This is a genomic window from Rhodoferax sp. TS-BS-61-7 (assembly GCF_002943465.1).
Lineage (GTDB): Bacteria > Pseudomonadota > Gammaproteobacteria > Burkholderiales > Burkholderiaceae_C > Allorhodoferax.
The window spans coordinates 119,311-131,062 of the sequence record NZ_PTQY01000006.1 but is presented as its reverse complement, the minus strand read 5'-3'; the positions used below and the strand labels follow the sequence as shown (position 1 = coordinate 131,062).

The 11,752-nt window shown below is 57.5% G+C and carries 14 protein-coding genes and 1 tRNA gene; all 15 read right to left on the bottom strand.

The features are described from left to right. Positions 1 to 5: 5 nt before the first annotated feature. Positions 6 to 314: an NADH-quinone oxidoreductase subunit NuoK gene (nuoK, locus tag C5F53_RS16065; RefSeq protein ID WP_094478035.1), complete on the bottom strand. Its 309-nt coding sequence runs from the start codon at positions 312 to 314 to the stop codon at positions 6 to 8. After that, positions 311 to 949, bottom strand: a complete 639-nt coding sequence (locus C5F53_RS16060; RefSeq protein WP_105262407.1) for an NADH-quinone oxidoreductase subunit J — start codon at positions 947 to 949, stop codon at positions 311 to 313. The genes nuoK and C5F53_RS16060 overlap by 4 nt, the downstream gene beginning before the upstream one ends. 25 nt (positions 950 to 974) lie before the next feature. Then, positions 975 to 1,493, bottom strand: coding sequence for an NADH-quinone oxidoreductase subunit NuoI (gene nuoI, locus C5F53_RS16055; RefSeq protein WP_105262511.1), 519 nt, complete (start codon positions 1,491 to 1,493; stop codon positions 975 to 977). Between the two features lie 17 nt (positions 1,494 to 1,510). Continuing rightward, positions 1,511 to 2,587 (bottom strand): NADH-quinone oxidoreductase subunit NuoH, encoded by a 1,077-nt coding sequence (gene nuoH, locus C5F53_RS16050; RefSeq protein ID WP_105262406.1) that lies wholly within the window; start codon positions 2,585 to 2,587, stop codon positions 1,511 to 1,513. Beyond that, complete coding sequence (nuoG, locus tag C5F53_RS16045; protein ID WP_105262405.1) at positions 2,584 to 4,722, bottom strand: NADH-quinone oxidoreductase subunit NuoG; 2,139 nt, start codon at positions 4,720 to 4,722, stop codon at positions 2,584 to 2,586. Before nuoG ends, nuoH begins: the two co-directional genes overlap by 4 nt. 12 nt (positions 4,723 to 4,734) lie before the next feature. Then, positions 4,735 to 6,108 (bottom strand): NADH-quinone oxidoreductase subunit NuoF, encoded by a 1,374-nt coding sequence (nuoF, locus tag C5F53_RS16040; RefSeq protein ID WP_105262404.1) that lies wholly within the window; start codon positions 6,106 to 6,108, stop codon positions 4,735 to 4,737. Beyond that, positions 6,108 to 6,596, bottom strand: coding sequence for an NADH-quinone oxidoreductase subunit NuoE (nuoE, locus tag C5F53_RS16035; RefSeq protein ID WP_105262403.1), 489 nt, complete (start codon positions 6,594 to 6,596; stop codon positions 6,108 to 6,110). The genes nuoF and nuoE overlap by 1 nt, the downstream gene beginning before the upstream one ends. Continuing rightward, on the bottom strand, positions 6,593 to 7,846 hold the full coding sequence (locus C5F53_RS16030) for an NADH-quinone oxidoreductase subunit D (protein WP_105262402.1): 1,254 nt from the start codon (positions 7,844 to 7,846) through the stop codon (positions 6,593 to 6,595). The genes nuoE and C5F53_RS16030 overlap by 4 nt, the downstream gene beginning before the upstream one ends. Positions 7,847 to 7,858: 12 nt before the next feature. Further along, positions 7,859 to 8,467, bottom strand: a complete 609-nt coding sequence (locus C5F53_RS16025; RefSeq protein WP_105262401.1) for an NADH-quinone oxidoreductase subunit C — start codon at positions 8,465 to 8,467, stop codon at positions 7,859 to 7,861. 8 nt (positions 8,468 to 8,475) lie between these two features. After that, positions 8,476 to 8,955, bottom strand: a complete 480-nt coding sequence (locus tag C5F53_RS16020; RefSeq protein WP_094478019.1) for an NADH-quinone oxidoreductase subunit B family protein — start codon at positions 8,953 to 8,955, stop codon at positions 8,476 to 8,478. A gap of 4 nt (positions 8,956 to 8,959) precedes the next feature. Beyond that, the gene (locus C5F53_RS16015) at positions 8,960 to 9,319 is read right to left on the bottom strand and encodes an NADH-quinone oxidoreductase subunit A (protein ID WP_105262400.1); all 360 of its coding nucleotides are present in this window, start codon (positions 9,317 to 9,319) and stop codon (positions 8,960 to 8,962) included. Between the two features lie 65 nt (positions 9,320 to 9,384). Continuing rightward, positions 9,385 to 9,469, bottom strand: a tRNA-Leu gene (locus tag C5F53_RS16010). A gap of 116 nt (positions 9,470 to 9,585) precedes the next feature. Next, positions 9,586 to 9,948: a preprotein translocase subunit SecG gene (gene secG, locus C5F53_RS16005; protein ID WP_105262399.1), complete on the bottom strand. Its 363-nt coding sequence runs from the start codon at positions 9,946 to 9,948 to the stop codon at positions 9,586 to 9,588. A gap of 34 nt (positions 9,949 to 9,982) precedes the next feature. Next, complete coding sequence (gene tpiA / locus C5F53_RS16000) at positions 9,983 to 10,726, bottom strand: triose-phosphate isomerase (RefSeq protein ID WP_105262398.1); 744 nt, start codon at positions 10,724 to 10,726, stop codon at positions 9,983 to 9,985. Continuing rightward, the gene (locus tag C5F53_RS15995) at positions 10,723 to 11,718 is read right to left on the bottom strand and encodes an NAD(P)H-quinone oxidoreductase (RefSeq protein WP_105262397.1); all 996 of its coding nucleotides are present in this window, start codon (positions 11,716 to 11,718) and stop codon (positions 10,723 to 10,725) included. Before C5F53_RS15995 ends, tpiA begins: the two co-directional genes overlap by 4 nt. Positions 11,719 to 11,752 lie beyond the last annotated feature (34 nt).

Here is an 11,752-nt window from a genome sequence, read left to right as displayed (position 1 = left end):
TGTGATTAACCCTTGAGCGAATTGAGTTCGTCCACGCTAATGCTGTTCTTGTTGCGGAACAAGAGCACCAAAATCGCCAGGCCAATCGCGGCCTCAGCGGCAGCCACCGTCATGATGAACAACACAAAAATCTGGCCATGCAGATCATTGAGATAGTGCGAGAACGCTACAAAATTGGTGTTGACCGCGAGCAGCATCAATTCGATGGCCATGAGCAATACGATAAGGTTACGGCGATTGAGGAAGATACCCACCACCGACAGCGCAAAGAGCATGGCTCCCAGCGACAGGAAATGTCCTAAAGTCAAAGTCATTGTTTTTTCTCCGCATCTGCGTCGGCAATCACGGCCGGGGCTGCTTGCGTGGCCGCCATTTTCACCACGGTCATGCGATCACGCGACTTCACACGCACTTGGTCGCCGGGGCTCACGTATTTGCTATCCTTGCGAGCACGCAGGGTCAAGGCAATGGCGGCAATCATGGCCACGAGCAAAATGGCTGCTGCGACTTCCAGTGGAAGCAAATACTGGGTAAACAACAAAATGCCAAGCTCTTTGGTATTGGAACTACCTGGGGCCACCACCACAGATGGATCCTCAATAATGCGGAAACCGCCCATCAATACGGCAGCCATCTCCAGCGCAATCACTACACCCACCAAGGCTGCCAAGGGGAAATGTTTCCAAAACCCGAGCCGCAAGTTCTCCACATTCACGTCCATCATCATCACGACAAACAAGAACAACACCATTACCGCGCCCACATACACCAGGACCAGTGCGATGGACAAAAACTCAGCCTTGAGCAGCATCCAGATCAGCGCGGCCTGAAAAAAGGTCAGTACCAAATACAGGGCAGCATGCACCGGATTGCGCGCCGTGATCACGCGGAAGGCTGCAAACAGCAGCACCGCGGAGAAGGCATAAAAAAGACCAGTCGTAACACTCATGATTCAAACACTTTCTTGCGACAGATCAGCGGTACTTAGCGTCCGCTTGTTTGTTGGCGGCAATTTCCGGCTCATAGCGGTCACCCACGGCCAACAGCATTTCCTTGGTGAAATACAGGTCCCCCCGCTTCTCTCCGTGGTATTCCAGAATATGGGTCTCCACGATCGAGTCGACGGGGCAGCTTTCTTCGCAGAAGCCGCAGAAAATGCACTTGGTGAGATCAATGTCGTAACGCGTCGTACGACGTGAACCATCGTCACGGACATCGGATTCGATGGTGATCGCCATCGCAGGGCAGACAGCCTCGCACAATTTGCAGGCAATACAGCGCTCTTCACCGTTTTCGTAGCGACGCAAGGCGTGCAGACCACGGAACCGTGGCGACAAAGGGGTTTTTTCTTCCGGAAACTGCACAGTTACCTTGCGACGGAACAGGTAACGACCGGTCAGCGCGAGGCCCTTGAACAGTTCGATCAGCAAAAAACTGGACAGAAAGTCCCACAGCGAAAAAGCGGGGCTAGGGGTACGGGTAGCAGCGGACATTGTCATGGTGTAGTCCTTCACAGCCAGATGTTGAAGGAGGTTTGCATCCAGGCACCCACCACCAGCAGCCACACCAAAGTGACAGGGATAAACACTTTCCAGCCCAGACGCATGATCTGGTCATAACGAAAGCGCGGGAAGGTGGCGCGCACCCAGATGAAGAGGCTGACCACGGCACAGGTCTTGATACCGAGCCAGATCCAACCGGGGATGAAGTCCAACGCTGCCCAAGGCGACAACCAGCCACCCAAGAACATGATGGAGGCCAGAATAGAAATCAGCCACATATTGGCGTATTCGGCCAAATAGAACATGGCGTAGGACATGCCGGAATACTCCACCATGTGGCCAGCCACAATCTCGGCTTCACCCTCGACCACGTCGAAGGGGTGGCGGTTGGTTTCCGCCAAACCGGAAATCACATACACCACAAAAATCGGCAGCAGGGGCAACCAGTTCCAAGACAAAAAGCCCCAGCCCATGTTAGCGAATTGCCCTTTGCCCTGCCCCATCACGATTTCGGTGAGGTTCATGCTGCCGGAAATCATGAGAACGATCACCAGGCAAAACCCCATGGCAATTTCGTAACTCACCATCTGGGCAGAAGCCCGCAACGCACCCAAAAATGCATACTTGGAATTGGAAGCCCAACCAGCAATCACCACGCCATAAACTTCCATGGACGTGATCGCCATCACAAACAAGAGGCCGGCATTGATATTTGCCAAGGCGACATCCGGGCCGAAAGGGATCACAGCCCAGGCAGCCATGGCCGGCATGATGGTCAGAATCGGTCCGATGAAAAACAACCCTTTGCTAGCCTGGGTTGGCACCAAAATTTCTTTGGTGAGCAGCTTCAGGGCATCGGCAATAGGCTGCAGCAAACCCCAAGGCCCAACCCGGTTGGGGCCCACACGCACTTGCATCCACCCAAGGAACTTACGCTCCCACAAGGTAAGGTAGGCCACGGCCCCCATCAAGGGCAACACCACCACTACAATTTTTAACAAGGTCCAGATTACGGGCCAGAGAAAGCCCGCCCACCAAGTTGCGGGGCTCAGGCCCAAACCGGTGTTGTAAATCATGTCAATCATGACAAAGCCTCTTCTTGCGATTGGGCGGCCCGTTTCGCATCCGCGGTCAATTGGAGTGATGTCGCACGGCGAACCATGCCATCCAGTTGGTAAATGGATGCCACAACGGGGAGAACTTCCGCCGCCTGCGTATCAATGGTTGCGTCGCATGCATTGCTCAAACGTGCGGCGGGCACAAACAGGGCGTCACCCTGCGCTTCCAGGGCCATCGCCTTGAGCACATCCTGGGACGCGTCGTAGTCCACACCCGACACATCCAACAGGTTCGCCAACACACGAAGCACTTTCCAAGCAGGGCGCGCTTCACCAGCAGGTTTGACCACCGCATGGAAACTCTGCACGCGTCCTTCGGCATTCACAAAACTACCAGAGGTTTCTGTGAAAGGAGCGATCGGCAGAATCACATCACTGATGTCGAGGTTGGCCTTGAAGGGGCTCAGGGTGACCACCATCTCTGCCTTGGCGAGGCCAAGCAGAGCATCGCGACCCAACGCACTGTCAAACTCAGGCTCGGTATTCAGCAGCAAGGCCGCTTTCAAACCGCCAGAAAGCATTTGCGCCGCATTCAACCCATTACCTTGGGGCACAGCACCCGCCACTTGGGCGCCCACGGTATTGGCAGCCTCGGTGAGGTAGCCCACGGTGGCGCCGACTTGGGCAGCAATCCAGTTGGCCAGGGCCAAGAGGCTGGACGCCTTCGCATGGTGTGCAGCGGCATTGCCCAACAGCACCGCTTTGCGCTCTCCGGACAACAGGGAACGTGCAATGGCCTGGGCTGCAGGGGTTGCGGTTCCCGCTACTGGCGCGGCAACCGAGGTCTCGGCGGCAATCGCCGTGGCAATGTCTGCCAATGTTTGAACCCAAGACGCAGCAGGCGATGTGGCAAGGTTTGCCACTGGCAAAGCCCAATCGTTGGATTCGGACACCACTGCACTGACAACGCAGCCATGCTTGACCGCCTGGCGTATGCGCTGGGCAAACAAAGGATGGTCTTTGCGCAGGTTGGAGCCGACCACCAAAACACGCTGCAACTGCGACAGGGAAGCAATAGCAGTACCAAGATACCGCACACCCGCAGCAGGCGCAAACTCGCTATTGCGCAGACGGTAATCGATGTTGTCACTGCCCAAGCCACGCACCAAGGCACCCGCCAATTGCAGCTCTTCCAGCGTACTGTGCGGGCTGACCAGCGCACCAATGCTTGCAGTGCCATGGTTGGTTTTGATCTGCTTTAGACCGTTGGCTACATACTCCAAAGCCGTTTGCCAATCCACCGTTTTCCACTCGCCGCCCTGCTTGAGCATGGGAGAGGTCAAGCGTTCTTCGCTGTTCAAAGATTCGTACGAGAAACGATCGCGGTCTGCAATCCAGCATTCATTGACGGCTTCGTTCTCCAGCGGCACCACTCGCAGCACTTTGTGGTTCTTGACCTGAACAATCAGGTTAGCGCCGGTGGAGTCGTGCGGACTGACCGATTTGCGACGCGACAGCTCCCACGTGCGGGCGCTGTAGCGGAAAGGCTTGCTCGTCAAGGCACCCACGGGACAAATGTCGATCATGTTGCCGGACAACTCGGAGTCCACCGTGTCGCCGATGAAAGTCTCGATCTCGGCATGCTCACCACGGTGGGACATGCCCAACTCCATCACACCGGCAACTTCTTGACCAAAACGCACACAACGGGTGCAATGGATGCAGCGGCTCATTTCCTCCATGGAAATCAGCGGACCAACATCCTTGTGAAAGACCACGCGTTTTTCTTCTTCGTAACGCGAAGAAGAGCCGCCATAACCCACGGCCAAATCCTGCAACTGGCATTCGCCGCCCTGGTCGCAAATCGGGCAATCCAGGGGGTGGTTAATCAGCAGAAACTCCATGACCGACTTTTGGGCCTTGATTGCCTTGTCGCTCTTGGTGCGCACAATCATTCCCTGGGTCACCGGCGTAGCGCAGGCGGGCATCGGCTTAGGCATCTTTTCCACATCGACCAAGCACATGCGGCAATTGGCCGCAATGCTCAATTTCTTGTGGTAACAAAAGTGGGGGATGTAGGTGCCCGCTTTGTCGGCGGCATGCATGATCATGCTGCCTTCAACAATGTCCACCTTCTTGCCGTCGAGTTCGATTTCAATCATCTTGGGCTTTGCTTAAACGGAGGCCGCGACCATGCTGGTCTTGTGCTCTACGAGGTGCTCAAATTCGTGTCGGTAGTGTTTGATCATGGCGCGCACAGGCATGGCTGCCGCATCACCCAGGGCACAAATGGTGCGACCCATGATGTTCTCAGCCACGTTGTCCAAAAGCGCCATATCGCTGGGGCGACCTTGGCCCTCCACAATACGGTCCACCATACGCGACAGCCAACCCGTGCCTTCACGGCAGGGCGTGCACTGGCCGCAGGACTCATGCATGTAGAAGTAACTCAGGCGCTGCAAAGCTGTCACCATGCAACGGGTTTCGTCCATCACGATCACGGCACCCGAACCCAGCATCGAACCCGCCTTGGCGATGGAGTCGTAGTCCATGGTGCATTCCATCATGATGGAAGCGGGTAACACGGGTGACGACGATCCACCGGGGATCACGGCCTTCAGTGCCTTACCACCACGCACACCGCCAGCCAGCTCCAACAGCTTGGCAAAGGGTGTACCCATGGGGATTTCGTAGTTGCCAGGGCGCTCTACATCACCGCTGATCGAATAGATCTTGGTACCACCGTTGTTGGGCTTGCCACACTCCAGATAGGCCTGGCCGCCGTTGCGGATGATCCAGGGGACCGCCGCAAAGGTTTCGGTGTTGTTGATGGTGGTGGGTTTGCCGTACAGGCCAAAACTGGCAGGGAACGGCGGCTTGAAACGCGGTTGGCCTTTTTTGCCTTCCAGCGATTCCAGCAAGGCGGTTTCCTCGCCACAGATGTAGGCACCAAAACCGTGGGCCGCATGCAGCTGGAAACTGAAATTGCTGCCCTGAATGTTGTTACCCAGCAAGCCTGCCGCACGGGCTTCTTCCAGCGCTTCTTCAAAACGCTCGTAGGCCGAGAAGATTTCACCGTGGATGTAGTTGTAGCCCACACTAATGCCCATGGCATAGGCCGCGATGGCCATACCTTCGATCACGATATGGGGGTTGAACTGCAGAATGTCACGGTCCTTGCAGGTACCGGGTTCACCCTCGTCCGAGTTGCACACCAGGTACTTCTGTCCCGGGAACTGGCGCGGCATAAAGCTCCACTTCAGGCCGGTAGGAAAACCGGCACCGCCGCGGCCGCGCAAGGCGGACTCTTTGACCGTAGCAATCACCTGATCTTGGGTCATGCCCACGACGCCAGCGTCGTTCGGTGCCGCGCCGTCTTTGCCCAAAATCTTGCGCAGGGCTTGGTAGCCGCCGCGCGCTTCATAGTCTTTCAGGCGCCAGTTGTTGCCGTCCAGTCCTGCGTAGATCTGGGGGCTGATGTGGCGATCATGGAAGCAGGTTTGCACGCCGGTGGCGCGAAACTGGGAGAGAAGGTTCTCAACGGTCATCACTTGCCCTCCGTGGCACGCAGGCCATCCACCAACTGGTCCAGCTTGTCGTTGGTCATGAAGCTGCACATGGCGCGGTCATTGACCAGCATCACGGGGGAGTCGGCGCAGGCACCCAAACATTCACTCTGTTGCAGGGTAAACAGGCCGTCGGCCGTGGTTTCCCCCATGTGGATGCCCAGCTTGTGCTCCAGATGGTGCAAGGCCTTCTGGCCATCGCGCAGCTGGCATGGCAGGTTGGTGCACACGTTCAGCTTGAACTTGCCCACCGGGCGCTGGTTGTACATGTTGTAGAAGGTGGTCACTTCGTGCACGGCCATGGGCGCCATGCCCAAATGCTCGGCAATCACCTTCTCACTCTCGGCACTCACAAAGCCCAGCTCTTGCTGAACAATGGACAAACAAGCCATCACCGCAGACTGCTTTTGGTCTGCCGGGTACTTGGCCACTTCGCGGTCAAAACGCGCCTTGGTAGCGTCAGAGATCATCGGTCAATCTCTCCAAAAACAATGTCCATGGTGCCAATGATGGACACCGCATCGGCAATCATGTGCCCAGTGGCCATCTCGTTCAGACCCGCCAAATGGGCAAAGCCCGGCGGACGAATCTTCAGGCGGTAAGGTTTGTTGGCACCATCGCTGACGATGTAAATGCCAAACTCCCCCTTGGGGTGTTCCACAGCCGCGTAGGCTTCCCCTTCGGGCACACGAAAACCTTCGGTGAACAGCTTGAAGTGGTGGATCAGCTCTTCCATGCTGGTTTTCATGGACTCGCGCGAAGGTGGTGCCACCTTGTGGTTGTCGGTGATAACCGGGCCAGGGTTGGCCTTGAGCCAGTCCACACACTGCTTGATGATGTGGTTGGACTGCTTCATCTCTTCCATGCGAACCAAGTAACGGTCGTACACGTCACCGGTCTTGCCCACGGGAATGTCAAAGTCCAGTTGGTCGTAGACCTCATAGGGCTGCTTCTTGCGCAGGTCCCAAGCAATACCGGAGCCACGCAACATGGGACCGGTAAAGCCCAGGTTCAGCGCACGCTCTGGCGTCACCACACCGATATTCACGGTGCGCTGCTTCCAGATGCGGTTCTCGGTCAACAGGGTGTGGTATTCCTCCAAGCACGCGGGGAAACGCTGTGTGAAGTCTTCGATAAAATCCAACAAGGAACCTTGGCGGTTCTTGTTCAGCTCTTCCACACCTTTGGCATTGCGCACGCGGCTTGCCTTGAACTGAGGCATGGTGTCAGGCAGATCACGGTACACACCACCGGGACGGAAGTAGGCCGCATGCATACGCGCGCCACTGGCCGCCTCATACATGTCAAACAGGTCTTCACGTTCGCGGAAGGTGTAGATCAGGATGGTGGAGCTGCCGCAATCGTTGCCGTGTGAACCTAACCACATCAGGTGGTTCAGCAAGCGTGTGATTTCGGAGAACATCACGCGGATGTACTGCGCACGCACCGGCACGTCAATGCCCAGCAATTTTTCAATGGCCAAGCAGTACGCGTGCTCGTTGCACATCATGGACACGTAGTCCAGACGATCCATGTAGGGCAGCGCCTGGATGTAGGTCTTGCTTTCGGCCAGTTTTTCGGTGGCACGGTGCAGCAAACCGATATGCGGATCTGCGCGCTGGATGACTTCGCCGTCCAGCTCCAGCACCAAGCGCAACACACCGTGTGCGGCAGGATGCTGCGGACCAAAGTTCAGGGTGTAGTTTTTAATTTCAGCCATGCATTCAACTGCTTACTGCAGGCCTCCGTAATTGTCTTCGCGGATGATGCGGGGCGTGATTTCGCGGGCTTCAATGGTGACGGGCTGGTAGACCACACGGCCCTGCTCGGCATCAAAACGCATCTCCACATGGCCCGTGGTCGGGAAATCTTTGCGGAAAGGATGGCCGATAAAACCGTAGTCGGTCAGGATACGACGCAAGTCGTTATGGCCTTCGAACACAATGCCAAACAGGTCAAAGGCTTCGCGCTCGAACCAGTTCGCAGAATTCCAGATTTCGTTGACGGAAGACACAGAAGGCATGTCGTCATGGGGTGCAAATACCTTGAGACGCAGGCGCTGATTCAAGCTCACCGACAGCAAGTGCATGACAACGGCAAAACGCGGACCTTCGTACGCGCCGGCTTTGTAGTCAGAGTAATCCACACCACACAGGTCCACCAATTGCTCAAACTGGCATCCTGGCGCATCACGCAACAATTTGGCCACCGTCAGCACGTCGGCAGCAGACACCACCAACTCGACTTCACCCAAGGCAGTGGTCAATCGTTTGACCTTGTCACCCAAAACACGCTGCACCGCTTCCTGCGTCGCTTCAGGCCGAATGGAATAAACAGTCATATGTATCCTCAGGCCCGGGCAATGGTTTCAGTGCGACGGATTTTTTGCTGCAACTGCAAGATGCCATACACCAGCGCCTCGGCAGTGGGAGGGCAGCCAGGCACATACACATCCACCGGCACAATGCGATCACAGCCACGCACCACGGAATAGCTGTAGTGGTAGTAACCACCACCATTCGCGCACGAACCCATGCTGATCACCCAGCGTGGCTCGGACATCTGGTCGTAGACCTTGCGCAAGGCAGGAGCCATCTTGTTGCACAAGGTACCCGCCACGATCATCAGATCGGACTGGCGCGGGCTGGCGCGAAACACTTCCGAGCCGAAACGCGAGAGGTCATAACGCGCTGCAGCAGCATGCATCATCTCCACCGCACAGCACGCCAGGCCAAACGTCATCGGCCAAATGGAGCCCGTTTTGGCCCAGTTCATCACCGAGTCGTAACTCGTGGTGACAAACCCTTCTTTGAGAACACCTTCAATCATTGGATCACTCCCAGTCCAGCGCGCCTTTTTTCCACATGTACACGAAGCCGATGGTGAGCACCACCACAAACTCTGCACCGATGAGGAAACCCAGCATTCCGGTTTCTTTCAAGGACACGGCCCACGGAAACAGAAAAGCTGTTTCAAGGTCGAACAAAATGAAGAGGATAGCCACCAGGTAGTAGCGCACATCGAACTTCATGCGTGCGTCTTCGAAAGCTTCGAAGCCACATTCGTAGGGGGAGTTTTTGGCAGGGTCGGGGCGATTGGGCCCCAAGATGTAGCCGAGTACCTGGGGCACAACGCCCACACCGACACCGACCAGGATGAACAAGAGTACGGGGAGATATTGATCAAGGTTCATCTTGAGATTCTGATCACCGTTACAGCCCAGCCAAGCAGTAGGCCTTGGCTGAGCGGATATTTTTCTGGTGCCTTCGGCGAGACTCGAACTCGCACAGCTTTCGCCACTACCACCTCAAGATAGCGTGTCTACCAATTTCACCACGAAGGCGGCTCTCAGTTGGTGAATTTGCGTGAGGAGCCTTGCGGCATTTGCTTATTCACCAGCCCTAGAGTTTACCCTGAATTTACCCTGCCGCCGGCAGGGACAAGGCATTTAAAACCCGGTTACTTGGCCGGAATTTGGGCGGCACCGGTTGCGGGCGCCGCAGGTGCAGATTCGGCTGCAGCAGGCGCGGCAGCGGGAGCGACCACGGCAGCGCCTTCGAGCACCGAACCGGAACTGGCAGGACGCAAATTGCCAAAATAAGCCAGCGCCAAGGTGCACACAAAAAACACTGTGGCCAGGATGGCCGTGGTGCGCGACAGGAAGTTGGCACTGCCGCTGGCGCCGAACAGGCTGCCGGATCCGCCGCTGCCAAAGGCTGCACCCATGTCAGCACCCTTGCCGTGCTGAACCAGAATCAGGCCAATCATGGCCAGGGCCGACAGCATTTGCACAGTCAGGATGATGGTGACGATAAAACTCATGAACTACTCCTCAATATAAAAAATCTGCGCAGCGTCAAACGGCTGCGGCAATGATGGACAGGAAGTCAGGTGCCTTCAGCGAGGCCCCCCCCACCAGCCCACCGTCAATGTCTGCCTGGCCCAGCAACTGGGCGGCATTGGCGGCATTCATGCTGCCACCGTACAGGATCTGCACGCGGTCCGAATGCTCCGTGGCGGCATGCAACTGGGCACGCAACACGGCATGCACCTGCTGCGCCTGCTCGGGACTGGCGGTTTTGCCGGTACCAATGGCCCACACCGGCTCATACGCCACCACGATCTCGCTGATGCAATGGCCGTTAGTGTGGATGACAGCAGCCAGTTGGCGCTTCACCACCTCTTCGGTCAGCCCAGCTTCGCGCTCCTGCAGCGTCTCACCCACACACACGATGGGCGTGATACCGGCGGCCAATGCCTTTTGGGCTTTGTTGGCCACCACAGCATCGGTCTCACCATGGTATTGGCGGCGCTCGGAGTGGCCCACGATGGCATAGCGCACACCCAGGTCGCGCAACATGCCAGCAGACACTTCACCCGTATAGGCGCCAGCATCGTACGCCGACACGTCTTGCGCACCGACGGCAATGGCGGAGCCTTTTACCAAGGCACCCACCTCTGCCAGATACGGCGCAGGCACACACACAGCAATGTCGCAGGCCGCCTGGCCCACACCGGCCAGCAGCTCCTGCACCAGCGCGGCGTTGACGGCAGTAGAGCCGTTCATCTTCCAGTTGCCCGCAATCAATTTCTTTTTCATGCTGCATCCCACTTCACAACAATTTTGCCAACGTGCTGGTTGCTCTCCATCAGCGCATGGGCTTTCGCTGCATCGGCTGGGGCAAACACACTGTGAATCACCGCCTTGATGCGCCCGGCGACCAACAAAGGCCAGACCACGCGCAAACAGGAGGCCGCAATCGCAGCCTTGAACGCCACCGGCCGCGCACGCAAGGTGGACCCCGTGATGGTCAGCCGCTTGCGCAGCACCAGCCCGGCGTTGATCTCGCTCTGCACACCGCCCTGCACGGCAATGATGACCAGCCGGCCATCGTCCGCCAGGCACTGCACTTCCTTGCCCACATAAGCGCCTGCCACCATGTCCAGCACCACATCCACGCCACGCCCCTGCGTGAGGCGCAAGGCCTCCGCCTGGAAATCCTGGGTTTTGTAGTTGATGGCATGGTCCGCGCCCAGCGCGAGGCAAGCCGCACACTTCTCGTCGCTACCCGCCGTCGCAATCACCGTAGCACCCAGAGCCTTGGCCAGCTGGATGGCGGTCACACCAATGCCGCTGGTTCCGCCCTGCACCAGCAAGGTTTCCCCGGCTTGCAAACGGCCCCGATCGAACACATTGCTCCACACAGTGAACAGCGTCTCGGGCAGGCTCGCCGCCTCCACGTCGCTCCACCCCGCGGGCACCGGCAGGCACTGGCCTACAGGCGCTACGCAAAACTCGGCATAACCGCCACCGGCCACCAGGGCGCACACGCGGTCCCCCAACTGGAAGCCGGCAGCTCCCATGGCCTCGGCGTCGCCCGACACAATGGTCCCCGCCACTTCCAACCCCGGAAGGTCGGAAGCTCCTGCGGGCGCCGGGTAATGTCCGGCACGCTGCAATACGTCAGGCCGGTTGATACCGCTGGCGGTTACACGAATGCACACCTCCCCCACGCCGGCAACAGGCGCAGGACGGTCCACCAGACGCAAAACGTCGGGTGGACCGAAGGAGGAGATTTCGACAGCTTTCATAGCCAAATCAACCGGTAGCCCCCGTGCTTATTGC

Coding starts and splice junctions, on each gene's coding strand:
- nuoK (WP_094478035.1), bottom strand. CDS start 314: ATGACTTTGACTTTAGGACATTTCCTGTCGCTGGGAGCCATGCTCTTT.
- C5F53_RS16060 (WP_105262407.1), bottom strand. CDS start 949: ATGAGTGTTACGACTGGTCTTTTTTATGCCTTCTCCGCGGTGCTGCTG.
- nuoI (WP_105262511.1), bottom strand. CDS start 1,493: ATGTCCGCTGCTACCCGTACCCCTAGCCCCGCTTTTTCGCTGTGGGAC.
- nuoH (WP_105262406.1), bottom strand. CDS start 2,587: ATGATTGACATGATTTACAACACCGGTTTGGGCCTGAGCCCCGCAACT.
- nuoG (WP_105262405.1), bottom strand. CDS start 4,722: ATGATTGAAATCGAACTCGACGGCAAGAAGGTGGACATTGTTGAAGGC.
- nuoF (WP_105262404.1), bottom strand. CDS start 6,108: ATGACCGTTGAGAACCTTCTCTCCCAGTTTCGCGCCACCGGCGTGCAA.
- nuoE (WP_105262403.1), bottom strand. CDS start 6,596: ATGATCTCTGACGCTACCAAGGCGCGTTTTGACCGCGAAGTGGCCAAG.
- C5F53_RS16030 (WP_105262402.1), bottom strand. CDS start 7,846: ATGGCTGAAATTAAAAACTACACCCTGAACTTTGGTCCGCAGCATCCT.
- C5F53_RS16025 (WP_105262401.1), bottom strand. CDS start 8,467: ATGACTGTTTATTCCATTCGGCCTGAAGCGACGCAGGAAGCGGTGCAG.
- C5F53_RS16020 (WP_094478019.1), bottom strand. CDS start 8,955: ATGATTGAAGGTGTTCTCAAAGAAGGGTTTGTCACCACGAGTTACGAC.
- C5F53_RS16015 (WP_105262400.1), bottom strand. CDS start 9,319: ATGAACCTTGATCAATATCTCCCCGTACTCTTGTTCATCCTGGTCGGT.
- secG (WP_105262399.1), bottom strand. CDS start 9,948: ATGAGTTTTATCGTCACCATCATCCTGACTGTGCAAATGCTGTCGGCC.
- tpiA (WP_105262398.1), bottom strand. CDS start 10,726: ATGAAAAAGAAATTGATTGCGGGCAACTGGAAGATGAACGGCTCTACT.
- C5F53_RS15995 (WP_105262397.1), bottom strand. CDS start 11,718: ATGAAAGCTGTCGAAATCTCCTCCTTCGGTCCACCCGACGTTTTGCGT.